26 protein-coding genes, 1 tRNA gene and 1 other RNA gene are annotated in these 25,417 nt (G+C 34.1%); 13 read left to right on the plus strand and 15 right to left on the minus strand.

Going from position 1 to position 25,417, the window contains the following annotated elements:
- Both ACKJXD_RS10190 and ACKJXD_RS10195 read right to left on the minus strand, forming a co-directional pair.
- Positions 1 to 921: hypothetical protein (locus ACKJXD_RS10190; protein WP_430876238.1), on the minus strand; the 921-nt coding region annotated here is incomplete at its 3' end.
- 594 nt (positions 922 to 1,515) lie between these two features.
- Positions 1,516 to 2,274, minus strand: coding sequence for a M48 family metallopeptidase (locus ACKJXD_RS10195; RefSeq protein WP_220215896.1), 759 nt, complete (start codon positions 2,272 to 2,274; stop codon positions 1,516 to 1,518).
- Positions 2,275 to 2,429: 155 nt separating this feature from the next.
- Here ACKJXD_RS10195 and queA point away from each other — a divergent pair, with 155 nt between their 5' ends.
- Positions 2,430 to 3,464, plus strand: a complete 1,035-nt coding sequence (queA, locus tag ACKJXD_RS10200; RefSeq protein WP_220215897.1) for a tRNA preQ1(34) S-adenosylmethionine ribosyltransferase-isomerase QueA — start codon at positions 2,430 to 2,432, stop codon at positions 3,462 to 3,464.
- Between the two features lie 74 nt (positions 3,465 to 3,538).
- On the opposite strand, the gene ACKJXD_RS10205 is transcribed toward queA, so the two are convergent.
- Positions 3,539 to 4,222 carry a M48 family metalloprotease gene (locus tag ACKJXD_RS10205; RefSeq protein WP_430876239.1) on the minus strand — a complete coding sequence of 228 codons (684 nt, stop codon included), beginning with the start codon at positions 4,220 to 4,222 and terminating at the stop codon, positions 3,539 to 3,541.
- Between the two features lie 138 nt (positions 4,223 to 4,360).
- On the opposite strand from ACKJXD_RS10205, the gene tgt reads away from it, so the two are divergent.
- The 3 genes from tgt (at position 4,361) to ACKJXD_RS10220 (ending at position 5,810) form a co-directional block, all read left to right on the plus strand.
- Positions 4,361 to 5,497 (plus strand): tRNA guanosine(34) transglycosylase Tgt, encoded by a 1,137-nt coding sequence (gene tgt, locus ACKJXD_RS10210; RefSeq protein WP_430876240.1) that lies wholly within the window; start codon positions 4,361 to 4,363, stop codon positions 5,495 to 5,497.
- Between the two features lie 72 nt (positions 5,498 to 5,569).
- Positions 5,570 to 5,646, plus strand: a tRNA-Pro gene (locus tag ACKJXD_RS10215).
- Positions 5,647 to 5,685: 39 nt separating this feature from the next.
- Positions 5,686 to 5,810: non-coding RNA, RtT sRNA (locus ACKJXD_RS10220), on the plus strand.
- 194 nt (positions 5,811 to 6,004) lie between these two features.
- On the opposite strand, the gene ACKJXD_RS10225 is transcribed toward ACKJXD_RS10220, so the two are convergent.
- From ACKJXD_RS10225 to ACKJXD_RS10255, 7 genes are all read right to left on the minus strand, one after another.
- Positions 6,005 to 6,403 carry a hypothetical protein gene (locus tag ACKJXD_RS10225; RefSeq protein WP_430876241.1) on the minus strand — a complete coding sequence of 133 codons (399 nt, stop codon included), beginning with the start codon at positions 6,401 to 6,403 and terminating at the stop codon, positions 6,005 to 6,007.
- 55 nt (positions 6,404 to 6,458) lie between these two features.
- Positions 6,459 to 6,653, minus strand: a complete 195-nt coding sequence (locus ACKJXD_RS10230) for a hypothetical protein (protein WP_220215904.1) — start codon at positions 6,651 to 6,653, stop codon at positions 6,459 to 6,461.
- A gap of 183 nt (positions 6,654 to 6,836) precedes the next feature.
- A complete protein-coding gene (locus ACKJXD_RS10235; protein WP_430876242.1) occupies positions 6,837 to 7,163 on the minus strand; it encodes a hypothetical protein in 327 nt (108 codons plus the stop codon).
- A gap of 55 nt (positions 7,164 to 7,218) precedes the next feature.
- Positions 7,219 to 7,416: a hypothetical protein gene (locus ACKJXD_RS10240; protein ID WP_430876243.1), complete on the minus strand. Its 198-nt coding sequence runs from the start codon at positions 7,414 to 7,416 to the stop codon at positions 7,219 to 7,221.
- A gap of 184 nt (positions 7,417 to 7,600) precedes the next feature.
- Complete coding sequence (locus ACKJXD_RS10245) at positions 7,601 to 7,798, minus strand: hypothetical protein (protein WP_430876244.1); 198 nt, start codon at positions 7,796 to 7,798, stop codon at positions 7,601 to 7,603.
- Between the two features lie 183 nt (positions 7,799 to 7,981).
- Entirely contained in the window at positions 7,982 to 8,305 is a 324-nt protein-coding gene (locus ACKJXD_RS10250) for a hypothetical protein (protein ID WP_430876245.1), read from the minus strand.
- Positions 8,306 to 8,319: 14 nt separating this feature from the next.
- Positions 8,320 to 9,621: a PAAR domain-containing protein gene (locus ACKJXD_RS10255; RefSeq protein WP_430876246.1), complete on the minus strand. Its 1,302-nt coding sequence runs from the start codon at positions 9,619 to 9,621 to the stop codon at positions 8,320 to 8,322.
- 562 nt (positions 9,622 to 10,183) lie between these two features.
- On the opposite strand from ACKJXD_RS10255, the gene ACKJXD_RS10260 reads away from it, so the two are divergent.
- The 4 genes from ACKJXD_RS10260 to rimL all read left to right on the plus strand — a co-directional run bounded on the left by ACKJXD_RS10260 (position 10,184) and on the right by rimL (position 12,970).
- Positions 10,184 to 10,627 (plus strand): PTS sugar transporter subunit IIA, encoded by a 444-nt coding sequence (locus ACKJXD_RS10260; RefSeq protein ID WP_430876247.1) that lies wholly within the window; start codon positions 10,184 to 10,186, stop codon positions 10,625 to 10,627.
- A 32-nt stretch (positions 10,628 to 10,659) separates the two neighbouring features.
- Positions 10,660 to 10,932, plus strand: coding sequence for a PTS sugar transporter subunit IIB (locus ACKJXD_RS10265; protein ID WP_220215909.1), 273 nt, complete (start codon positions 10,660 to 10,662; stop codon positions 10,930 to 10,932).
- Positions 10,933 to 10,953: 21 nt separating this feature from the next.
- Entirely contained in the window at positions 10,954 to 12,318 is a 1,365-nt protein-coding gene (locus tag ACKJXD_RS10270) for a PTS ascorbate transporter subunit IIC (RefSeq protein ID WP_220215910.1), read from the plus strand.
- A gap of 100 nt (positions 12,319 to 12,418) precedes the next feature.
- Entirely contained in the window at positions 12,419 to 12,970 is a 552-nt protein-coding gene (rimL, locus tag ACKJXD_RS10275; protein ID WP_430876248.1) for a 50S ribosomal protein L7/L12-serine acetyltransferase, read from the plus strand.
- An 83-nt stretch (positions 12,971 to 13,053) separates the two neighbouring features.
- Here rimL and ACKJXD_RS10280 read toward each other — a convergent pair whose 3' ends face one another.
- Both ACKJXD_RS10280 and adhP read right to left on the minus strand, forming a co-directional pair.
- Positions 13,054 to 14,499 (minus strand): APC family permease, encoded by a 1,446-nt coding sequence (locus ACKJXD_RS10280; protein ID WP_430876249.1) that lies wholly within the window; start codon positions 14,497 to 14,499, stop codon positions 13,054 to 13,056.
- A 191-nt stretch (positions 14,500 to 14,690) separates the two neighbouring features.
- Positions 14,691 to 15,725 carry an alcohol dehydrogenase AdhP gene (adhP, locus tag ACKJXD_RS10285; RefSeq protein WP_220215912.1) on the minus strand — a complete coding sequence of 345 codons (1,035 nt, stop codon included), beginning with the start codon at positions 15,723 to 15,725 and terminating at the stop codon, positions 14,691 to 14,693.
- A gap of 496 nt (positions 15,726 to 16,221) precedes the next feature.
- Here adhP and ACKJXD_RS10290 point away from each other — a divergent pair, with 496 nt between their 5' ends.
- On the plus strand, positions 16,222 to 17,256 hold the full coding sequence (locus ACKJXD_RS10290; RefSeq protein WP_370632182.1) for a tagatose 1,6-diphosphate aldolase: 1,035 nt from the start codon (positions 16,222 to 16,224) through the stop codon (positions 17,254 to 17,256).
- 133 nt (positions 17,257 to 17,389) lie between these two features.
- On the opposite strand, the gene grxB is transcribed toward ACKJXD_RS10290, so the two are convergent.
- Together grxB and ACKJXD_RS10300 are read right to left on the minus strand one after the other, a co-directional pair.
- A complete protein-coding gene (gene grxB / locus ACKJXD_RS10295; protein WP_430876250.1) occupies positions 17,390 to 18,040 on the minus strand; it encodes a glutaredoxin 2 in 651 nt (216 codons plus the stop codon).
- A 2-nt stretch (positions 18,041 to 18,042) separates the two neighbouring features.
- Positions 18,043 to 18,663, minus strand: coding sequence for a Pr6Pr family membrane protein (locus ACKJXD_RS10300; RefSeq protein ID WP_220215915.1), 621 nt, complete (start codon positions 18,661 to 18,663; stop codon positions 18,043 to 18,045).
- A 192-nt stretch (positions 18,664 to 18,855) separates the two neighbouring features.
- Here ACKJXD_RS10300 and xerD point away from each other — a divergent pair, with 192 nt between their 5' ends.
- The 4 genes from xerD (at position 18,856) to mpl (ending at position 23,800) form a co-directional block, all read left to right on the plus strand.
- Positions 18,856 to 19,755, plus strand: coding sequence for a site-specific tyrosine recombinase XerD (gene xerD / locus ACKJXD_RS10305; protein ID WP_065558436.1), 900 nt, complete (start codon positions 18,856 to 18,858; stop codon positions 19,753 to 19,755).
- Positions 19,756 to 19,779: 24 nt separating this feature from the next.
- Complete coding sequence (dsbC, locus tag ACKJXD_RS10310; protein ID WP_220215917.1) at positions 19,780 to 20,481, plus strand: bifunctional protein-disulfide isomerase/oxidoreductase DsbC; 702 nt, start codon at positions 19,780 to 19,782, stop codon at positions 20,479 to 20,481.
- A gap of 69 nt (positions 20,482 to 20,550) precedes the next feature.
- The gene (recJ, locus tag ACKJXD_RS10315) at positions 20,551 to 22,287 is read left to right on the plus strand and encodes a single-stranded-DNA-specific exonuclease RecJ (RefSeq protein ID WP_430876251.1); all 1,737 of its coding nucleotides are present in this window, start codon (positions 20,551 to 20,553) and stop codon (positions 22,285 to 22,287) included.
- Between the two features lie 118 nt (positions 22,288 to 22,405).
- A complete protein-coding gene (mpl, locus tag ACKJXD_RS10320) occupies positions 22,406 to 23,800 on the plus strand; it encodes a UDP-N-acetylmuramate:L-alanyl-gamma-D-glutamyl-meso-diaminopimelate ligase (RefSeq protein WP_220215919.1) in 1,395 nt (464 codons plus the stop codon).
- Positions 23,801 to 24,047: 247 nt separating this feature from the next.
- Here mpl and ACKJXD_RS10325 read toward each other — a convergent pair whose 3' ends face one another.
- Positions 24,048 to 25,406 (minus strand): L-serine ammonia-lyase, encoded by a 1,359-nt coding sequence (locus tag ACKJXD_RS10325; RefSeq protein ID WP_430876252.1) that lies wholly within the window; start codon positions 25,404 to 25,406, stop codon positions 24,048 to 24,050.
- Positions 25,407 to 25,417 lie beyond the last annotated feature (11 nt).

A 25,417-nucleotide genomic window follows, 5' to 3' on the forward strand; every position in this document is an offset into this window, starting at 1 on the left:
TTCCAGTATCGAACGCCCTTCTCCGCTGACATTGTTTTGCGCATACGTCACATCCACGATACCCACATAAAAAATGTCATCTTTCTTTTCAACCACCAACTTTTCCTGTTGGGATTGTTTCTGACCCGATTCATCCTGCCAGCTTAAATTAAACTGATACTCACCCGGCGATAAAATCATCTCCCGCATCGCACGGCCCTCGGCATCCACTACTAAAGGCTCGCCATTAAGCATCACCCCTTGTTTACCTTTTAAGCCCGCCATCTGAATAACGACTTTCCGGTCCTGAGCATCACTCACAATACCCTGATGGTCTATCCGGCTTTCGCCAAATCCCGGTATCGTGCTCTCTGATTTCAATTTACCAAAGAATAAATGACCTGAGCCCGATTGATTGTCGGGCTTGTTGTAGGAAATAAAATCACTGCCAGAGTCTGCTGTGCCCTGACCTAAGGTCTTAAACGATGTCGCATAAACACTGTCTTTTAAACCGTCATAACTGGTGGTAGTTAAAATCGCTTTATACTCGCTATTTGTCGATAACGGCTCGCCATTATCGGTATCACCATGCCATAACACCGCTTCATACGGACTGATTTCTTTAAATCGTAAGGTCTTTAACGGCTGACGGTTATCTACATCCGATTGGCGGTAAATGGTGATTTGATATTCAGCAATTTTAGTAGGATAGTTAGTGTAAATATAAAGCCCCATCGGTGTCGTAAACAATCCTTGTGACGTTAACTTCACTTTTGGGTTATAGATACTTAAATTAAGCTTTTCTTCTGCATTAAACTCATCCCGAATAATATTTAATTTAGGTACATTTGTACTACCTGCATAAACACTATTGGAGCCAAGTAAAAAAGCAGCACTAATACCCAGGCAAAGTGGATGCCGGGTCCAGTTATGTTTTTTCATTTAATTTATTTCCTTTCTTATAAGATCAATTATATTTTTTATTTTAATAATTCAATTCAACATCAAAATTTATCCATAAACCTTAAAAAAAGACCGATAAGCAATCTCAATTAACCTTTATTGATAAATAATAAGTTAGCTAACCAACCCGCCAAAAAAATTACAAAATAAAATATTTTTTATTAAAACATTTTCCGAATATTTACATAATAATACATTGATCGCAATAAACGATCAATACCAATTGTTTTGATCGCTACATCCTATGCTTATTAAATAATTTTTTTTGATAACCGTTTTATTTGTTTGATAAAAAGGTAATACTTTGAATTAATTGAAAATAAAAACGATAAAAGTGCGGGGAAGACCTACAAAAATAGCATTTACCAAAATTTAATTGTTTAAATTTTTTATAAAGATAAATTAACCTTGTGAACAAAGAATTTAAAGAAATGGCATAAGATGTAATCGATTAATAATATTGCTTATATCTATTAATAAATTTTTTTAGCTATTATTAATCGTATTTATTTAACGAATGGACAATAAAAAAGCACCATATTCGGTGCTTTTTATTTTAATTTTAGGCAAATTTTATTTTTTCAAATTTGCAATTTTTGCACGAATATTTGCAGCACGTTCAGATGAAGAAGGATGTGTACTTAAAATAGAAGCATCTCCACCACCTAATTTTTCAAATGCTGTTGCAAGACCTGCTGGATTGATTTTTTTCTTCACTAAGAAATCAAAAGAGTAGTTATCTGCATCTTTTTCTTGGCTTTGTGAGAATTGAGAATTAATAACAGCAGCAGCTAAATCTCCCAATTGAGAGTTAGAGATTGAGGCTAATGTAGAATTACCTGATGCAGCAGCTGCATCACGTGCGAACTCAGTTGCATAAGCTACTTGCATTGCTTTTTTACTATGACCTAAAGCAACGTGACCTAATTCATGACCTAAAACGCCTTGAATTTCATTATCAGTCATCATATCCATCAAGCCGCTATAAACACGAACACAACCATTCGCCATTGCCCATGCGTTCACTTCCTTGGTGATATAGACTTTGTATGAAATAGGTGTACCGTTTAAATTATTGCCAAGTTTTTTAGCAATTCTTTTTAAACGTTTAGAATAAGCACTGTTAGCTGGAGCAATCTTAGATTGGGCATCCATTTGAGCACATGATTGCGCACTTAATGATTTAACTTCGCTATCACTAAGTGTTGCAGCTTTAAGCCCTTTCATCCCAAGATCTGTTAAACCATCTACACTCATGCTTTTACAACCTACTAAAGACATTGCAGCCACAAGAGGAAGAGCAACAAGCAATGTTTTTTGATGTTTTTTCATACTTTTTTCCTTATATAAATAATAATACATATTTCACTAACTTACGTTAGCTAAAACAAATTTTAACTGAACTTTAATAATAATCAATAAATAATTGCTTGCTTAGTCATATTATGAGATTTAGACTAGTCCCTATTTTTTCAGGTACGATGATTATGCAGCTATCCGATTTTGATTTTTTTCTTCCGAAAGAACTTATTGCAAAGCACCCTTCTCAAACCAGAAGTGACTGTCGACTTTTATCTTTAAATGGTCATACAGGAAAGATTGAACACGGAATTTTCACCGATATTATCAATAAAATTAATCCCGGTGATTTACTTGTTTTTAATAATACTAAAGTTATTCCTGCCCGTTTATTTGGTAAAAAAGTATCGGGAGGAAAAATTGAAATTTTAGTTGAACGAATTTTGAATGATAATCGTGCCCTTGCCCATATAAAAGCATCAAAATCACCTAAAGAAGGTACCGAACTTTTATTAGGAGATGATGATTCAATTAAAGTGATTATGGTGGCAAGACATGATACTTTATTTGAACTTCAATTTCCTGATGATGTATTGACTATTTTAAATAAAATTGGTCATATTCCTTTACCTCCTTATATTGATCGCCCTGATGATGAACAAGACCGTGAAGTTTATCAAACTGTTTACAGTAAAGTGCCAGGTGCGGTTGCTGCACCTACTGCTGGGCTTCATTTCGATGAACCATTGTTAGAAAAATTGAAAGATAAAGGCGTTGAAATGGCTTTTGTTACTTTGCATGTTGGTGCAGGTACATTTCAGCCCGTAAGAGTTGAAAATATTGAATCGCATATAATGCATGCCGAGTATGCAGAAGTCCCCGAAACCGTCGTTGAGGCAGTGTTAGCGTGTAAAGCTCGTGGTAATAAAGTCATTGCCGTGGGCACAACATCGGTTAGAGCACTTGAAAGTGCCGCCCAAAAAACAGGCACTATTGCGCCTTTTTTTGCCGACACTCAGATTTTTATTTATCCCGGCTACCAATTTAATGTGATCGATGCATTAATCACAAATTTTCATTTACCCGAATCGACTTTAATTATGTTAGTTTCAGCCTTTGCTGGTTATGAAAATACAATGAATGCTTATCAACAAGCCGTTAACGAAAAATATCGTTTTTTTAGCTATGGTGATGCGATGTTTATTACAGGCAAACAAATTTAATTGGTCAATTTTTAAAATTTGCCAATCAAAGTAGTAACCATTTACCCATTGATTGGCAAACTAAGAAAACGTTATTACTTAATATTCTTCAGTTTTTGTGAAATATGATTAATTCGTTTTGATATTGCAGGATGCGATGTTAGATCGACGTCATTATGTACCGGCATTTTCATGAGCATGCTAATAAGTGCGGTAGGGTTTAATTTTTGTTTACGTAATATCTCAATCGCATAATTATCTGCATCAATTTCATTTTGCTGAGCGGTCTCCTTTTTTATCATCACAACAGTCTGATTCGCTTTATCATAAATTTCAATATAAGGGGCATGTTGGAATGAGTTTATCGCATGTTTTAGCGCAATGTGCCCTTGTTCATGAGCAATTACAGCCAATAACTCATCATCGGATAATTGTTTAATTAACCCACTGTTTAGGCGTATACAACCACTTGCTGATGACCAAGCATTAGGCGTTGTATTGAGATAAACTTTATAATTTAATTGAATATTATTAATCGTGTTAGGCAGATATTGAATAAGGCGATTAAGTCGTTGACTTATTGCATGATCATTAGCAAGAACAATAGATTGTTTATCTTCATCACGACAAATTTGTTCATTAAATTTTAGGATATCTTGCTCAGATAACGCGTCAATTTGTTGAGAAGAAAGAATAAATTGCGGTTTATTAAGTTGGCTTTGACAACCTGTTATCATGAATAAAATTAAAAATGACAATGATAAAATAATGTATTTCAAAATTTTTAAAATCTTTCCAAATGTTGTCTATTGTAAGTGATCACGATAAACTAGGCGCCGAAATTTAGTAATACGATGACGTATTATATCAATAATTTGCGCCAAACTGTTTATTTGGTCGCACGAGGTTAACAAAATATGAAATTTGAATTAGATAATACAGACGGACTTGCTCGTCGAGGACGTATGAAATTCGATCGCCGTGGCGTCGAATACACCGTTGAAACCCCAGCATTCATGCCTGTTGGTACATATGGTACCGTAAAAGGGATGACACCTGAAGAAGTCGCCGCAACTGGTGCCCAAATCTTATTAGGTAATACCTTTCATCTATGGTTACGACCAGGGCAAGAGATTATGCGTAAACATGGTGATTTACATGATTTTATGCAATGGCATGGCCCTATTTTAACCGATTCTGGTGGGTTTCAAGTTTTTAGTTTAGGTGATATTCGCAAAATTAAAGAAGAAGGCGTTTATTTTCGTAATCCAATTAATGGCGATTCGATCTTTTTATCGCCTGAAATTTCAATGGAAATTCAATACGATCTTGGTTCTGATATTGTGATGATTTTTGATGAATGTGCGCCTTTTCCTGCGGAGTGGGACTATGTCAAAAAATCGATGGAAATGTCATTACGTTGGGCAAAACGAAGCCGTCAACGTTTTGATGAACTTGGTAATAAAAATGCATTATTCGGTATAGTTCAAGGTGGTATACATCAAGAATTACGTGACATATCCATTAAAGGATTAACCGAAATAGGCTTTGACGGATATGCTGTGGGTGGATTAGCCGTTGGTGAACCCAAAGCGGATATGCATCGTATCTTAGAAGGCACTTGCCCTCAATTACCGGCTGATAAACCGCGTTATCTAATGGGCGTTGGCAAACCTGAAGATTTAGTTGAAGGCGTACGTCGTGGTATCGACATGTTTGACTGTGTCATGCCAACCCGAAATGCTCGTAATGGACATCTTTTTGTAACCAACGGCGTTATTAAGATTCGTAATGCCAAATATAAAGATGACATAACACCACTTGATCCTGAGTGTGATTGTTATACCTGTAAAAATTACACAAAATCTTATCTTCATCATTTAGATAAATGTGGTGAAATTTTAGGTGCTCGACTCAACACTATTCACAATTTACGCTATTATCAACGTTTAATGGCAGAGATTCGAGAAGCGGTTGCTAACAAACGTTATGAAGAATTTGTTACAGAATTTTATCAACGTATTGGCAAAACACCTGCCCCTTTCACAAAATAAAAAATTATCATCATAATTTTTAGGGGTAACTCTTGACACATCGAGGTTAGCGCAGTATTATGCGCATCCTAACGGCGAGTAGCGCAGCTTGGTAGCGCAACTGGTTTGGGACCAGTGGGTCGGAGGTTCGAATCCTCTCTCGCCGACCAATTTTTAGAAAAAGCCTGCTCATTGAGTAGGCTTTTTTATTATTCGCTTCAGTTTAAAGGATGAGAACCGACAGAGGTTCGAGCCGAGCGTAGCGAGACAACGTTGCTTTTGCAACGACCCGAAGGGCGAGCATGAAATGCGAGTCATCCTCTCTCGCCGACCAATTTCAAAAAAAAGCCTGCTCATTGAGTAGGCTTTTTGCTATCAGCATTTTAAAAATAAAAATTGCGTCTTATATTCTCTTACTTAACACAAACAACTATGAACTTACTCGTGATTGAATCACTTGAACTAATGGAGATAATTTTAGCTCCCCCAAATCTGTGTTCTTATTTAATTGATGTGATATCAACGTCGCTATATATTATCCAATTTTTTGTAAGGTAATGCGACAGTTGTTAATGGTGGATAGCTTACTTCACTAAATTCATTATTATTTCCATTTTTTTTCTTTTTTATATACTCTTTAGGGCTTTCTAACCAAGATATTGGAAAAGGATAAATAATTAGAAATATACAGGCTGATAATAAAAGAAGACCATAATCTTGATTAGAACGAACGATACGTTCAAGTTTACATGCAATTATAATTTGAACAACTGAAGCAACATAATTAAAAACCAACATAATGCGCCTTTGCCATTTCAACTTTTTATTATATTGAAAATCACTTATCGTATATTTTCTAAAACGATAAGCAATAATAATAGGCATAATTGAAATAAAGTAATACGCAATGTAAATCAATATAATCATCTTAGTTATTTTTCTAGTCGTTAATGATGGAAAGCTTACTTCACTAAATTCATTATTATTTCCATTTTTTTTTCTTTTTTAAATACTCTTTCGGGCTTTCTAACCACCCTATGCTAAAAATATAAATACAAGTAAAAACTCCTGATGAGAAAAGTAAAAGCTCATAGTCAGAATTATAGTTATGGATTGCTTTTCTTTGCCCGACAATAAACGCCTCGAAAAAAGCAACGATATAACTTAAAACCAACATAATGCGCCTTTGCCATTTCAACTTTTTATTATTTTGAAAATCACTTATCGTATATTTTCTAAAACGATAAGCAATAATAATAGGCATAATTGAAATAAAGTAATACGCAATGTAAATCAATATAATCATCTATGTTATTTGTCTAATTGTTAATGGTGGAAAGCTCACTTCACTAAGTTCATATCATTTCCATTTTTTTTTCTTTTTTAAATACTCTTTCGGGCTTTCTAACCAGGATATTGAAAAAAAGTTATAAATAATTAAAAATATACATGCTGATAATAAAAGAGGACCATAGTCTTGATTAGAACGAACGATACGTTCAAGTTTACATGCAATTATAACTTGAATAACCAGAGCAATATAATGGAAAACCAACATGATACGCCTTTGCCATTTCAAACGTTTGTTATAGTGATAATCACTTACTGTATATTTTCTAAAACGATAAGCAATAATAATAGGTATAATTGAAAAAAAGTAATACGCAATGTAAATCAATATAATCATCTTAGTTATTTTTCTAGTCGATAATGGTGTAAAGCTCACTTCTCTAACTTCATTATTATTTCCATTTTTTTTTCTTTTTTAAATACTCTTTCGGGCTTTCTAACCAGGATATTGGAAAAAGACTATAAATAATTAGAAATATCATTCCTGATAATGCAAGAGGACCATAATCTGGATTAGAACGTACTATAATTTTAAGTTCACTTACAATTATAATTTGAACAGCTAAAGCAACATAATTAAAAACCAACATAATACGCCTTTGCCATTTCAAACGTTTATTATAATGATAATCACTTACTGTATATTTTCTAAAACGATAAGAAATCATAATAGGCAAAATTGAGAAAAAGTAATACGCAATGTAAATCAATATAATCATCTATGTTATTTTTCTAATTGTTAATGGTGGAAAGCTTACTTCACTAAATTCATTATTATTTCCATTTTTTTTTCTTTTTTAAATACTCTTTCGGGCTTTCTACCCAGGATATTGAAAAAAAATTATAAATAATTAAAAATATAAATCCCGATAATAAAAGAGGACCATAATCTGGATTAGAACGAACTATAATTTTAAGTTTACATACAATTATAATTTGAGCAGCTAAAGCAACATAATTGAAAACCAACATGATACGCCTTTGCCATTTCAAACGTTTATTATAATGATAATCACTTACTGTATATTTTCTAAAACGATAAGCAATAATAATAGGCATAATTGAAAAAAAGTAATACGCAATGTAAATCAATATAATCATCTGTGTTATTTTTCTAGTCGATAATGGTGGAAAGCTTACTTCACTTAATTCATATCATTTCCATTTTTTTTTCTTTTTTAAATACTCTTTTGGGCTTTCTAACCACCCTATGCTAAAAATGTAAATACACATAAATATTCCTGATGAGAAAAGTAAGAGGTCATAGTCAGAACTATAATTATGGATTGTTTTTCTATGCCCGGCAATAAACGCCTCGATAAAAGCAACAATATAATTTAAAACCAACATGATGCGCCTTTGCCATTTCAACTTTTTATTATATTGATAATCACTTACTGTATATTTTCTAAAACGATAAGCAATAATAATAGGCATAATTGAAAAAAAGTAATACGCAATGTAAATCAATATAATCATCTGTGTTATTCCTTTTACTCCATAGAATCTTCTTCAATATGACCGTCAAAATATTGCCGATATGTAGTACCATCCAAGCGCGTGCACAATGAATAATTAGGTTGATCATCTGCATCAGATTCATTACCTGTAACACGTATTACTATTGCACAACTATCTACAATTTTCTCTATATTATCAATCTGTTCGGGATTTGAAATATATAAATTTGTCTCATTAAGCTCATTGTTTTTAAATAAAATATTTTTGCTTTTTTCATAAATTTCACTTAAAGAAAAAACATCACTTACTATTTCAGAACCTAATAGCCATTTATTCATCTGTCTAAATGCTTGTATCAAATCCTTTCTACCATAATGAAATAATTTAAATTTCTCTGAATTAGCACGATTGTATTGATTAATTGCAAAACTTTTATCAATTTTAGGAACTAATTTAAGTTTACCATGTAAAGATATACCTATATCAACTAAATCATAAGCTAAAGAACCGGTCTCTTTAGACATTCCTAATCCTACCGCCGCATCTTGATACGCAGATTTTAAAAAACCATCCTCGCCGGTATACCCTTCTTGAATACTATTAACACCATGCGCGGCAACAAATGTGCCAAGTATACAACCCACACCAGTTGTACACATTGCCCCTCCCATCACTATCAAGCCTGCACCACCTAAAACACTTAGTCCCCTAGCAGCCCATTGAATACTTTGATCCAATAAACTCTTTTCTTCAGAATTTATCGCTTTTGAGCCTTGTTCATAACTCATCGCTCCGCTTTCGACTTGATTTACAATGTGCGTGGCGAAATTATCAATATCATCAATAAAATCTTGTTTTATATTGTCATGGTAAAGGTGTTTTTCACAAACTTCATGCGCACAATCAAGTAAATTTTGAGCGTCAAGACGAATCTTTGTTTTATCTTCATTTGATGCGACTAATGAATTAATTTGTGTGGGAATATCATTTTGCGCGATTGTTGAAAATGTTTTATTAATATGATTTGACTTATTTGTATGATAAGAAGTTGCCACATCAACAAATATCAGACTTTTGGTTGCAATAATTCGATTAACACCTATAGGTCGACAACCACAAGCAATAATACACCCATCATAAGCAGCTGGTTTGCCTTCAATAATTAGTTTATCTGTCGCTTCAATAATTTTTCCAGAACCTTTACACTTAGGACATGAAGCATAATCGCCTAAACATGCTATAGCATCGAGACAGTTAAAACCCTGAACTGACGACGAAATAATTTTACCGCCAGTTGTAGTATCATCACCCATTACAGCAATTTTTTTACTCATTACCACACTTTTGCTTAACAAATTCTTAACAATTAATACTATACCATATAAATCAAAAAATAAACTAAAAAAACTTTAATTATCTGTTTTTTATAGCAATAAATTTATTTTAATTTACCAAACCATAACACAATAACTCATTTACATTACCTGTTTTTTACATAGCTCTGCACCTTGGTATAAGAAGAAATCTTAATCTCAAAAATTAAAAATACCCGATTTTTAATAGTCTGATTTATGTCACATTTAGTAATTACTAACATTAACCTTATTATTCACTGGTTATTTATTCCAAAACTATGAAATGAATTTAAGTATGGCTATCAATTAAGAGGGGGGATTGTTTAAGCTGTTTTTTAATCATTATTATCGATATAATATTCGTACTCTAAAAAATTTTTTTATCCATTCACTAAAAATGTTATCTGTATCACAAAACAGATAAATTTTATATTAACTTTGATAGCGTTATCACATTTCTAGTATTTTTTTAATTTCCATTATTGCACTTTGTGTTAATTTTTTAACATACATCAAGATATCGGTTTTTAATGGAGGAAAAATGTTAGGTAAATGGTTAACCAACCAAACAGTCAATATTATTGATTCGGCTAAAGACTGGAAAGAAGCGATACAACTTTGTGCCACACCATTATTAAAAAATAATGCCATTTCACAAAATTATATTAATGCTATTTTTCAGTTACATGAATCAATAGGACCTTACTACGTTTTGGCACCGGGTATTGCTATGCCACATGCCAGACCTGAACAAGGAGTAAATCAATTAGGATTATCAATGCTGTTAGTGAAACAAGGTGTAAAATTCAATTCAGAAGATAATGACCCCGTTTATTTAGTCACTCTATTAGCAGCCAATGATAGTACCAGTCACATTGAAATGTTAACGCAATTAGCAACACTTTTCGGTGAATCAAACGATATGCAGACTATTTTTAAAGCACAACATCGTGATGAAATCTTGGCTGTGATTAATCAATATTAAATTAAATAAAAATTAGTAAAAGGATAAACAATATGAAAATTATGGCAGTTTGTGGTTCAGGTCTTGGTAGTAGTTTTATGGTTGAAATGAATATCAAAAAAGTCCTAAAAAAATTAAATATTGATGCAGAAGTTACACATGCAGATTTAGCTTCAGCAACACCCGATCAAGCTGATCTGTTTGTCATGACAAAAGATTTAGCCACCAGTTCTGGGATTCCCGCCGACAAATTAGTGGTATTAAATAATATCATTGATATCAACGATTTAGAACAAAAACTGGTTGAGCATTTTGCTAAGAGCTGAGCAAATCTTTAAGGAGTTACTATGATTCAGGAAATAGTAAAATTTATTGTTGATATCCTAAAAGTACCTGCGGTGCTTGTTGGCTTAATCGCAATGGTAGGATTATTAGCTCAACGTAAATCATTTGCCGATACGGTAAAAGGAACCATTAAGACTATTTTAGGATTTTTGGTATTAGGTGGTGGTGCAACAGTACTTATTAGCGCAATTACACCATTAGGTATCATGTTTGAACAGGCTTTTAAACTTCAAGGAATCGTTCCTAATAATGAAGCTATTGTATCCATGGCATTAAATGAGTATGGCACAGCAACGGCATTAATTATGGCGTTTGGTATGATTGCCAATATTGTTGTTGCTCGATTTACGCGATTAAAATTCATCTTTCTAACCGGTCATCATACTTTTTATATGGCTTGTATGATTAGTATTATTCTAACCGTCTCAGGGTTTCAAGGTTGGCAATTAGTCTTCACCGGCGCACTGGTTTTAGGGTTAATTATGGCGTTTTTCCCTGCTTTAGCTCAACCACAAATGCGCAAAATTACCGGTAACGATGACGTTGCATTCGGTCACTTTGGTACGCTAGGTTATGTTTTAGCTGGTTGGCTTGGTAAGGCCGTAGGCAAAGGCTCCCGTTCAACCGAAGAGATGAGTTTGCCAAAAAACTTAAGCTTTTTACGTGACAGCTCAATTTCGATCTCTTTAACTATGATGATTATCTATCTAATTTTAGCCATATTTGCCGGTTCAGATTATGTTGAAAGCAATCTTAGCAATAAAGATAATTATTTAGTTTATGCCATTATTATGGCGATTACTTTTGCAGCAGGTGTCTTTATTATACTACAAGGTGTACGTTTAATACTTGCTGAAATTGTCCCTGCATTTACAGGATTTTCAGAAAAATTAGTCCCGAATGCTAAACCCGCTTTAGATTGCCCTGTCGTATTTCCTTATGCCCCTAATGCGGTATTGATTGGCTTTTTATTTAGCTTTTTGGGTGGTTTAGTGGGATTATTTGTTTTAGGACAACTTAACGCAGTACTTATTTTACCGGGCGTGGTTCCACATTTCTTCTGTGGTGCAACTGCTGGGGTATTTGGTAATGCAATGGGCGGACGTCGAGGTGCAATGCTTGGTGCATTTGCTAACGGTTTATTAGTGACATTTTTACCCGTGGTATTGTTACCTGTATTAGGATCACTTGGTTTTGCCAATACCACGTTTTCTGATGTCGATTTTTGTGGTGTAGGCATTTTACTAGGTAATATGGCAAAATGGTTTAATAAAGATGTTATCATGATGATTATTGTTGCTATCTTTGCTTTATTAGTTGTGTATAACTATGTGGCTAAACCAAAAAGCGATAGCCATAATGATTAATGTACAACCTTGTAATAGTTAAAATCTAATTTGCCAGACGACTCAGTCTGGCAATATCATAAAAATAGTCATTAATAGTTATTTTTCAAAGGAATAAAAAATGAATGATAACCAACAAAATGGAATTTATGTCACTGAAGATATTTATCTAAAAACCGCAACGACTCATTATGCCAATGCGTTATATCATATTATTGATTCAAATCGTGTTTTGTTCAGTCAATTAATGGCATGGCCAAACTTTGTCAAATGTGAGTCAGATACGGCTAACTTTTTAGCAGATTGTTTTATCAAACATCAACAAGATGAAACTAAAACCTATGTCATTTTAAATAATAACATACCAGTTGGATTACTTTCCTTTAATCACATTGATAAAAGTAATAAAACAGCCTATATAGGCTATTGGCTAGATAGCAAAGCACAAGGAAGGGGTATTATTACACAAGCTATCCAAGCACTCACACATTATTATGCGATAAAAAAACTTATTAAACGTTTTGTCATTAAATGTTCTGTCACTAATTTAAAAAGTAATCAAGTCGCTAAGCGTTGTGGTTTTGATTATGAAGGAACACTTAAACAAGCAGAATATCTTAATGGCACCTATTATGATCAAAATATTTATAGCTTAATTTCAAGTTATATCTAAGTTTAAAAAAATAAACCGACAAGTGCCGGTTTATTGAATGTATATATAAAAATGATATAACTATCAACCAATAATGCTTGTTTTCAACGCATCATATAACCATATACTATTAATGTCGCAATGATGATTAAAGATGCACAAGCAATAAAATATTGTGTTTTGATACGGTATTTTTTCATTTCACCAAGCGAAAGCTCTTTATTATGATTTTTTTTGTGATAATAGTAATACAAAGGTAACCCAATCAGCGTCAAACAGATTGAAGCAATCCCATTTACAGTTTGATAAATCAACATACCATAAATTACGTAAGCTGCTCCACTTATGGCCACGATAGGAATAATAGGGTATCCAATAACTTTGTAAGGTCTTGGCACGTCAGCATATTTTTTTCTGGCAATCATCACACCGATAAAAGTCAGTAGATAAAATACCCAAATCGCAAACATCGAAATCTCAGATAACCGATCAGCATCTAGCAAGATCGAATATAAAAATGAAAAAATAACCAAGACAATAATGGCATTAACTGGAGAACGACTATCCTCATCAATAGTACTTAAAAAACGCGCCCCAATAATCGTGCCTCGCTCAGCCATACTAAAAATAGTTCGAGATAACGTCATGATGTAACCATTAATGCCACCAAGAATTGAGACCATAATACCAACGGCAACCAAGTTTCCACCAAATTCTCCAAACATGCGCTGTGAAGCCACCGCAGATGCATCATGTCCAAGCGTAACCATTTCTTTTACAGGAAATATTTTAAATAATGCAATATTAATACATGCATAAACTATTACTAAAAATATAATGCCTAGGATAATGGCTTTGGGTAACACTTTTGATGGATTTCGGATTTCGCCCGCTACAGAGGCGACTTGCGCCCAACCGTCATAAGCAAATAGTGTCGCAAGAATGGCAACCGCAAAAGGTGCGTAGGTTTCAATACCTTGTCCACTTGCACTAAATACGGCAACTTGTCCATTACCTTTCCAAAGTCCAAAGATAGCTAATAAAAGGATAGGTACAAGTTTACAAATCGTTGCTATGGTTTGTAAGTAACCGGCCTCTTTAACACCAATGGCATTAATCAAGGCGATGAAGCCTAACACCCCTGCACTAACCGCCATGCGATAAGTATCATCAATATTAAATAACAAGCAAAAAACAGAGCTAAAATAGCCAACAAGTGCCCCGACCAATGAAGGTGCAAAAAGTACGGTAATCATCCAACCATAAAGATGAGATACTTTTGCGCCATATATTTTTTCTAAATAGACTAACATTCCTCCAGTTTTAGGAAACATCACCCCTAATTCACATAATGTTAGCCCACCACAAATAGAAAAAACACCACCAATTATCCACGCTAGTAATGCATAATTATAATCACCAGCGACTTCTAACACTGCGGGTGGTTTCATAAAAGCCCCTGCTCCTAGAACCATACCGACAACCAGTGATAATGCAGAAACTAGACCAAGATCTTTCCGCAATTTATTTTCTAAATTGTGATCTGACATAAACGTCCTCTTTGAGTAATAATAATGTATTTGGGAAAATTTATTTATAATAGAAGTTTATGAATAAAACACAAGAAAGAATACTGTTAACTATCTGAAAAAGAATTAAATTCATACAAATTATGGGATTTTTACTTTATGAATAAAAAAAGTCAGCATTAAGCTGACTTAAACATACAAGTCGAAACCATTTACGTCCTTTTCTTCATTTTCATATCAATGACCATACGCCCTTGAATTTTTCCTGCTTTCATTTCATCGATCATATCGTTGATATCTTCTAATGGTCTTTTTTCTACGATTGGGACAACTTTTCCTTCTGCGCTAAATTGAAATGCTTCAGCAAGATCTTCCCGGGTACCTACAAGCGAGCCTAAAACTTGAATACCATCTAATACTGTTTTAGGAATACTTAAATCCATCGTTTCAGACGGTAGACCTAATGCGACTACACGCCCTAATGGACGAACAGATTCAACAGCCTGATTAAAACCGGTTTTAGTCACAGACGTTACTACAGCGCCATGCGCACCACCGCCCGTATGTTGTTTGATATATGCCCCCACATCCGCTACTTTTTTAGGATTAACCACTAAATCTGCGCCCAGTTTTTTACACAATTCTAATTGACTGTCACTATTACTAATTGCCACCACTTTGTTATTAAATACTTTTTTACCATACTCAACTGCCAATGTACCTAAGCCACCAATACCAAATACAGCAAGCCATTGCCCCGGTTTTGTATCCGCAACTTTAATGCCTTTATAAGTAGTGACTCCGGCACACGTTACACTGGTTGCTTGAGCGGGGTCTAGTCCTTCCGGAACTTTAACGGCATAATCAGCCTTAACAATACAAAATTCTGCCATACCTCCGTCAACGGTATAACCCGAATTCAATGCACTACGACAGAATGTCTCATTACCTGATATACAATATTCACAAGTTCCACAACCTGCATGAAACCAAGCAATACTAACCCTGTCGCCGACTTTTAAACTTTTTACATCAGGTGCAATTTTAGTCACAATACCGACACCTTCATGACCAATTACTCTCCCCGGCTTTTTTCCAAAATCGCCCGAAGCAACATGAAGATCCGTGTGGCAAAGACCGCAATATTCTACTTCAACTAAAGCTTCGCCTGCTTCTAATGGACGAATTGGAATATCTTTAATGTCGACTTGACCATCGCACGTATTTCTTATAACAGCAGCTTTCATTTCTTTCTCCTGAATAATTAAAATTTAATTCATATTTGTATTTATTTTAATCTTATTTTTATGAAAAAATATGCGCAGCTTCAAAGTTTTAAAAAATTTTATATCCTATTTGATATATTGATATTGCATAGAAATATATAACAATAAATAATCTCACTATTGAGAATTTGCATTTTTATTTTAAATAGTAACGATTGATAAAGTATGAGTTATTTGTTTTGGGATTACTAATTAGTACAAAATATATAATATAAAAAAAGAATGCATATTAGCGTTAATTTAGCTGCAATTGCATCATATTATTGAAAGATATTGACGATTGTTCTAAAAAATACTTTCAAAATATCACATTTTATGACTATCCAGAAAGGCAACTAATAAACTGATATTTAATCATTTTTAGCTTTAATCAAAACTAGCACTAAATGACTAATAAATCGTCACATAATAAATCTACAATGAAAAATCTTTTAAAATGGAGAGTTGTAAAATGGCTATAAAACGTATTTCTCGTGGCAAATTCACCCGTATGCAACAACTATCAAACCAAGACGGTATTATTGCGGCTTTAGCAATCGATCAGCGAGGTTCAATGGTTAAAATGATGGAAACCGCCGTTGGCAAAGATCGTTATCATGTTGATATGGTGTATGAATTCAAAGAGCTTGTTTCTCAAGAATTAACAAAATATGTCAGTGCAATTTTGTTAGATGAAGAGTATGGCTTTAAAGGTATGGCGAAAAAAAATCAAAATGCAGGTTTAATCATTTCATATGAAAAAACAGGCTATGACGCTAACACGCCAGGTCGATTACCTGACGTATTACCAGAAGACTCTTTGCAACGTTTATTGAAAAAAGGGGCTGATGCTGCCAAGGTTTTGGTCTATTACAACCCAGATGATCCACAAGATATTTTAGATAAAAAACATGCTTTTTTAGAACGAATTGGAGACGAAGCAAGAGCGGCTGATATTCCCCTTTTTGTTGAACCTATCGTGTATGATAACGCGGTGACAGATGATAAAAGTCCTGAATTTGCCAAAATTAAACCGCAAAAAGTGATCAATACCATTAAAGAATTCACGAAAAATCACTATTACATCGATGTTTTAAAAGTAGAAGTCCCCGTACTATTTAAACATGTTGAAGGCTTTAACGATAATAATGTTGTGGTTTATTCACAAAAACAAGCAGCGGATTATTTTAAACAAGCTAGCGATGCCGCCACTCGTCCTTTTATTTATTTAAGTGCTGGTGTTCCTACCAAAACATTCCATCAAGAGTTAATCTTTGCTGGTGAAAATGGTGCTAAATATAGCGGTATTTTAGGTGGTCGTGCCACTTGGTTTGAAGGCGTTGCCGTTTATGCGAAGGAAGGCAAAGAAGGATTAAAACGCTGGTTAGATACCATCGGACGGGAAAACGTTGAAGAACTCAATAAGATTTTAAAACAATATGCTACGCCATGGTATGACATATACGGCGGTAAAGACCACATTGAAATCATTGATCTTAAATTAGGTAATTAATCGATCTGTTTCAACATGCTAACAACAATTTATCATGTTGTTAGCATGGATTAATAATTGTGGCATTCCTATTATTCTAATTATTAACTCATTAACCTAGGTTAATGAGTTTTTTGCTTCAAAATATTAGCAATTATACGGCTTTGTCAAAAAATAGATTAACCTTACTCTGTTTTGACATCGATTCCAGATAAGCTTTAATGTTAGATGGAAAGGTCAAACTTTTTACACAAGTTAAATTACGTAATACAGGAAATAATAAGATATCATCTAACGATAAACGACCATTACAAGCAACTGAGGAAACAATCAGTGGTGCTAGTTTATCTAGAATCTTTGATACGGACATGACTAATTCATCGGTTTGTTCAAGACACTCATCAAATGAGCCTATTTTTTTGGTTTTATTAGTAACAAAATCATCAATGGCATGTTGTGTTGCAAATTCCGCTAAACCGAGTTTAATATAGCGAGGACACTCTAATTTATAATCATATTGTTGTAATTGCTTAATTAACGCTGATATTTCAGAAGATTGTGACCCAACTAAAATTGGTTTGTCTCCAAAATTATTGTCAATATAATGAACAATATCTAGACTTTCCGGCATATAGCTACCGTCATCTTTTTGCAAAATCGGAACCATTTTTTCGCCGATCATACTTTGAGGTGTTTTCGAATCATCACTAAGTAATATGTGCTCTTCAACTGGTATATTTTTCAAACCAAAAATCATTCTTGCTCGTGCACAGAAAGGACAATGTTCATAAATATATAGTTTCATTTTTATCTCCTTAAACGGTCAATACACCATAATAAGAAAGTTAATCCTCCAAATAATAATAGCACTTTACTCACATTATATAATGCTTTTATATAACCTATTTTATCAATATTGATAAATGGATATGGATATTGATGTGTAAAATAACCTCGAACGAAGATGTAAATAGCATACGTTATCATTGATAATATCGAACCAATAATAACTTTGGTGTTGATACGTCTGAATGGTCCCCAAATAAGCCAACTCAAAATACCTAATATAGGAATAACAACATGTAAACTTTCATTTGTAAATCGCAATAAACTATTTGGCGGCTGATGAATACCGCGTAAAATTGAGTTATAAATTATTGCGGTAATAATCACACCGACCAAACCATTTAACCGAATAACATTAAAGCTATAACGATTACAGTTAGGTTTAAAGGTTAAAAATAGACAACTTATCGCTAACATTAGATTGGAAAGAACAGTAAAAAAACTATAATAAAATATTATTCGACCAATCGGTGTACCCGGTTGCCATGGACGAAGTCGAGCATGCCAATAAACATATGTTTCAATACCAATGACAAATAAAGTATAAACAGCGATGAAAAGGTAAATGTTTCGCTTTAACATATTAATACATCTAAAAATTTGATAAAACGATAAGTATATATTAAACCTATCAAGTAACCTACTATTTTACGTTAAAATCGATAATGTGATATTCATTATTCAATGTGAGCGATACTGCAACTTATCGCTAATTTAGTATATAATATTTTCTATATTTTAAACGTAGAGATAATTTTGGTGTCCAAAGACCACATTCGACCTCACAATGAAAAGCTTGTTGAAGAATTTCTCAACGCCATATGGTTAGAACGAAATTTAGCGGAAAATACCATAGAATCTTATAAACTCGATCTATTGGCACTCAATCAATCGCTACAATTGAAAAATGTGAATTTTATTACTGCAAACACAACTCATTTGCAAGATTTTTTAATGCAACGAGTTGCCGATGGTTATCAAGCAAGTAGCACCGCACGACTGATGAGTGCAACAAAACGTTTTTTTCAATTCTTATATCAAGAGAATTATCGCACTGATGATCCTTCAGCTGTCCTATCCTCACCTAAATTACCAAAAAAATTACCTAAAGATTTAACCGAATCACAAGTTGAAGCTTTGCTCGAATCTCCTAATGCTCAAGATCCAATAGAGCTTCGAGACAAAGCTATGTTAGAAGTTCTTTATGCGACAGGTTTACGGGTAACAGAATTAGTAAGTTTAGAAATTAGTGACATTAGCTTACGACAAGGTGTTATTCGGGTAATAGGTAAAGGGAATAAAGAACGTTTGGTACCACTTGGTGAAGAGGCTATTTATTGGTTAGAATACTATTTTAAATATGGACGCGATGATTTACTTAAATCGGGGCCAGTCGATGTGCTTTTTCCAAGTAGACTTGGAAAAAAAATGACACGACAGACATTCTGGCATCGAATAAAATATTATGCCATACTAGCTGATATAAATATTGAAGCACTTTCACCTCATGTACTTCGTCATGCTTTTGCTACTCACTTGCTTAATCATGGGGCTGATTTGCGCGTTGTTCAAATGTTATTGGGTCATAGTAGTCTATCGACAACACAAATCTATACTCACGTTGCAACAGAAAGATTAAAGCAATTACATAGCAAACATCATCCTCGAGCATAGGAATTAATCAATAAGGGTAAGTAAATGAAAAAATTAGTTTTAGGTTTAGCGTTAATTTCAAGTTCGGTGTTAGCAGGTAATAATGAAATAGCTAATACCATGAGTAAACTCGGTTTTGGATTCAAAGATATAACAATCACGAATAGTCCAGTAGAAGGATTAAAAAGTGTTTTGACTCCTGAAGGAATCTTTTATATCACTGACGATGGTAAATATTTGACTCAAGGACCTATCTATAATGTTGAAGGAAATGAGCCTAAAAATATTGCTAATAGCAGTAATTTGGATTTAATTAAAACAATTGAAAAAGATGCTATTGTTTATAAAGCCAAAAATGAAAAATATGTGATTTATGTATTTACTGACTATACTTGCCATTATTGTAAATTATTGCACGAAAATATAAATCAATATTTAGATAAAGGCATTTCTGTGCACTATTTTGCCTTTCCTCGTGCCGGTGCAGAAAGTGATGTTGGCAAAAACATGCAATCAATATGGAGTGTAACGAATCGTAAGCGTAAAGCTGCTTTTGATAAAGCGTATAAAGGCGAAGCAATTACACCAGCAGCTAGCAAAGTACCTTATGTCACTCAGCAATTTAATGTTGGTCGACAATTAGGTATAAGTGGTACGCCTTCAATTGTTTTACCTAATGGACAACTTGTTGCTGGTTATGTGCCTGCAGATAAATTAATCGAAATTTTGAAGAAAACTGATAACTAATCGTAAAAAATTATAGCTTAAATTTATTATAGAAAAGTATGTTAGCGCATTGGCGCTAACATTGAAAATATGAATAAAACTAAAATAATACATCGTAAATTACCCGAATTACTTCCCGAATTTTCGAAAGATATACCGCCATTATTGCAACGGATCTATGCTTTACGCGGTGTGTCATCAAGTAGAGAAATCGATTATGCCACTCGGAATTTATATAATTATGATAAATTAAACGGCATGGATGATGCTGTTGAGATTGTCTATTCTGCCATGAAAAATCAGCAACGAATTATGGTTGTTGGTGATTTTGATACTGATGGTGCAACAAGTACTGCATTGACTGTCAGAGCACTAAAGCAGATGGGATGCCAATCTGTTGATTATATTATCCCAGATCGATTTGAAGATGGTTATGGTTTAAGCATAGAAGTGGTAAAAAAAGCGATTTTATTAAAAACAGATTTGATTATTACTGTTGATAATGGCATTTCAGCTTATGAAGCAGTCGAATTTGCTAAACAAGCTAATTTAAAAGTCATTATTACCGATCATCATTTATGTCCTGAACAATTACCTCTGGCTAATGCCATTGTTAATCCTAACTTACCTAATTGTACCTTTCCATCTAAACATTTGGCTGGGGTCGGTGTCGCATTCTATTTTATGCTAGCACTGAGAGCAAAATTAAGGCAAGAAAACTGGTTTAATGATAATCAGATAACTGAATATAATATTGCAAATTTACTAGATTTAGTTGCGTTGGGCACCATCGCCGATGTTGTTAAATTGGATCATAACAACCGTATTTTAGTTCACCAAGGAGTAAGTCGAATTCGCTTTGGTCATTGCTGTGAAGGCATTAAAGCATTATTGCAGGTCGCCAAAAAAGAAGGGAGTACGTTAAGTGCTACAGATCTAGCATTCTACATTGCACCAAGATTAAATGCAGCAGGAAGAATGGATAATATGTCTCTTGGTGTAGATCTGTTACTTTGCGACAATTATGATAAAGCGTTTAATTTAGCTACCGACCTCGATAATCTAAATAATGACCGTAAGTTAATTGAGCAGACAATGCATAAAGAAGCGTTGTCTTTTATCGAAAAAATGGAGAAGAAAAAAACATCAATTCCTCATTTTTTAGTCGTTCATCACCCTGAGTGGCATCAAGGTATTATTGGGATTTTATCTTCCCGTTTAAAAGATAAATATTATCGCCCAGTTATTTCATTTGCTTCTACTCAAGATGGCTTTTTGAAAGGCTCCGGACGCTCGATAAAAGGTATTCATTTACGTGATTTACTTGATGAATTACACCATACACATCCAGACCTGATGGTAAGTTTTGGTGGGCATGCGATGGCGGTGGGATTAACAATACATGAGAAAAACTTATCACAATTTAGTGCATGTGTTGAAGCATTACTACTTAAACGAATAAATGATGAGTTATTAGAATCCATTATTGAAACAGATGGCGAAATAAATGAGCAAGACTTCAATTATTCTATTGCCAAACAATTAAAAGAATCAGGTCCTTGGGGCGAAGGTTTTCCAGAACCCCTTTTTGACGGTGAATTTATTATTCATCAACAACGTTTATTAGCAGATAAACATCTTAAATTGGTTTTAGAACCTAAAAATGGTGGACCAATCATTGATGGTATTGCTTTTAATGTTAATCGGCTTGAATGGCCTGATTTTTCCATTAAACAAGCCAAAATTGTATATCATTTAGATATAGATGAGTTTCGTGGAAATCAAGCAGCAAAATTACTGATTAGATATTTGTGGCCTATCGCATAAGTGATCAAAATCGATTATAATTCACAGAATATCTAACAATTACATCAAATTACCTTTTGATGTGATAAAGATTGAAAACTATTTTATTAACATAATTTGTAGAGATTGAGGACTAAAAATGCATATTCATATTCTTGGGATTTGTGGTACATTTATGGCAGGAATTGCATTAATAGCCCGTTCTCTTGGTCATAAAGTTACCGGTTCGGATAAAAATGTTTACCCGCCTATGAGCACGCTTTTACAAAAAGAGCATATTGATATCATTGAAGGTTATGATCCATCACAACTTACTAACCCTACTCCGGATTTAGTCATTGTGGGTAATGCATTATCTAGAGGCAATCCTTGTGTTGAGTACATCCTTAATAATAATATTCCTTATATATCTGCGCCACAGTGGTTACACGATAATGTATTACGTGATCGCTGGGTTATTGCAGTAGCCGGAACTCATGGAAAAACGACTACTGCGGGGATGGTCAATTGGATTTTAGAAAAACAGGGATATCAGCAAGGTTTCGTTATTGGTGGAGTACCCGGTAACTTTGATGTTTCAGCTCGATTAGGCGACGGCAAATTCTTCGTTATTGAAGCGGATGAATATGATTGTTCATTTTTTGATAAACGTTCTAAGTTCATGCATTATTGCCCTAAAACGCTTATTATGAACAATTTAGAGTTTGATCATGCTGATATATTTGATGACCTCAATTCGATTCAAAAACAATTTCATCATTTAGTACGTTTAGTGCCAAGTAAAGGGCTAGTTATCTCCCCACAAGATGATGTGAATTTAAAACAAGTCTTAGCCAAAGGTTGTTGGAGTGAGCAAACCTTTACTGAATCAGAAACAGGTTGGTTAGCCCAAAGAATTAACCATGATGCAAGTCACTTTGCTGTTTATTACAATAGTCAAAAAGTCGGCGAAGTAGAGTATTCTTTGGTTGGTGAACACAATATGCATAATGCACTCATGTCAATTGCTGCTGCCCATAATGTCGGTATTCAACCGGCTGATGCTTGTTCAGCACTAAGCTCATTTGTTAATGCTAAACGCCGTTTAGAACTTTGTGGTGAATTCAATAATATTGAAATTTATGATGATTTTGCTCATCATCCTACGGCTATTTTAGCAACGTTAGAAGCACTTCGCAGTAAAATTGGTGCTAATCGCCGTATTTTGGCTGTTTTAGAACCACGCTCAAACACGATGAAATTAGGCATATCAAAAGATGAATTAGCGCCGTCCTTAGGTCGTGCTGATGAAGTTTTCATCTTTCAACCAGAACAATTACCTTGGTTAGTCGTTGATGTTGTTGATGCTTGTATTCAACCCGCTTATTGGTCAGGAGATATTGATTTATTAGTCGAAATGATTGTTAAGTCAGCAAAACCAACAGATGCAATATTAATTATGAGCAATGGTGGATTTGGTGGTATTCATAAAAAGATTTTGGACAGATTAGCAAAACAACAATTAAAAGAGCAAGAAGATCAAGACTTAATCTAAGTAAACTTTTATGCTTGTTAGGTATGGATATTCACATTGTCTACCAAACAAGCATAAAATACATTCCCTGTTTTTATATACGATATTACCTTAACACTCTCCTAATTAATTCAGTTTTACGCTTTGCATTTACTTGCAGAATTGCTACAAAAATACTATTACATCGTTAGCGTAACCATGCTACTACATATACATTTAATAGTTATATCATTAAATTAAGATCTCTACTTTATAAAGAATTTAAATATTAACTACAATGTACCGTTATTGCTAACCCTCCACGTGAGGTTTCACGATATTTAGCATTCATATCCTTACCCGTTTCATACATGGTTTCTATTACTTTATCAAGAGATACAATTGCGGCAGTTGTTCGTCTTAATGCCATACGAGTCGCATTAATCGCTTTTACAGCAGCAATCGCATTGCGTTCAATACAAGGGACTTGTACTTGACCATCAACAGGGTCACAAGTTAAACCTAAATTATGTTCCATACCAATTTCAGCCGCCATACACACCTGTTCAGGACTGCCACCCAGTAATTCCGCAAGTCCAGCTGCCGCCATTGAACACGCTACTCCCACCTCGCCTTGACAACCTACTTCAGCCCCCGAAATAGAAGCATTATTTTGGTATAAAAGCCCAATTGCACCACAGGTTAAAAAGTACCGAACATAGGTATCAGGAGATACAGGATCAATAAACTTATCATAATAAGCAAGCACCGCAGGAATAATACCGCAAGCCCCATTAGTTGGCGCTGTCACTACCCGCCCCCCTGCGGCGTTTTCTTCACTGACCGCTAAAGCAAACATATTTATCCAATCGATAATAATCATCGGATCATTATCATTTTTACTGGTTGATAATTGTCGGTAAAGTGCATTCGCTCGACGAGGTACTTTTAATGCACCCGGTAATAAACCTTCGGTGTGGATACCTCGCTTAATACAATCTAACATGGTTTGTCCAACCAACGTAAAATAGTTGATAATTTCCTGTTGCGAATGGAGTTGTAACTCATTTTTAAACAGAATGCTTGATATCGATAGTGAGTTTTCATCGCAGTGTTGCAAAAGTTGAGCTGCCGAAGAAAAAGGATAAGGAAAGGCAATCGTGTTTTGATCTTGTTGACCAAACTGCGTATCTTCTACAATTTTACCACCACCGACCGAATAATAAGTGGTTTGAGCAAGTATTTGCTCACCTTGATAAGCCGTTAAAGTCATACCATTTTCATGCTTAGGCAAAAAAGTAGAATGAAATAGAATATTTTCACTTGAAAACGCTATTTCATAACGACCATTATAGATAGGCAACCGTTTATTTTGATTCATATTTTTAATCAAAATAGGAATGTCATCGATATTAACGGTATCGGGTTTTTCACCCGCTAACCCTAAAATGATAGCGATATCAGTATGATGCCCTTTACCTGTCAAAGATAATGAACCATAGACATCGGCAATAATCTTAGTTACAACAGGCATTTGACCATTATCAATTAACTCATCGATAAATGCTTTGCCTGCTCGCATTGGTCCAACAGTATGTGAACTTGAAGGACCTATACCAATTTTAAATATCTCAAAAACTGAAGCCATTTGTTTCCTTT

Source organism: Gilliamella sp. G0441 (genome assembly GCF_050589305.1).
Classification (GTDB): domain Bacteria; phylum Pseudomonadota; class Gammaproteobacteria; order Enterobacterales; family Orbaceae; genus Gilliamella.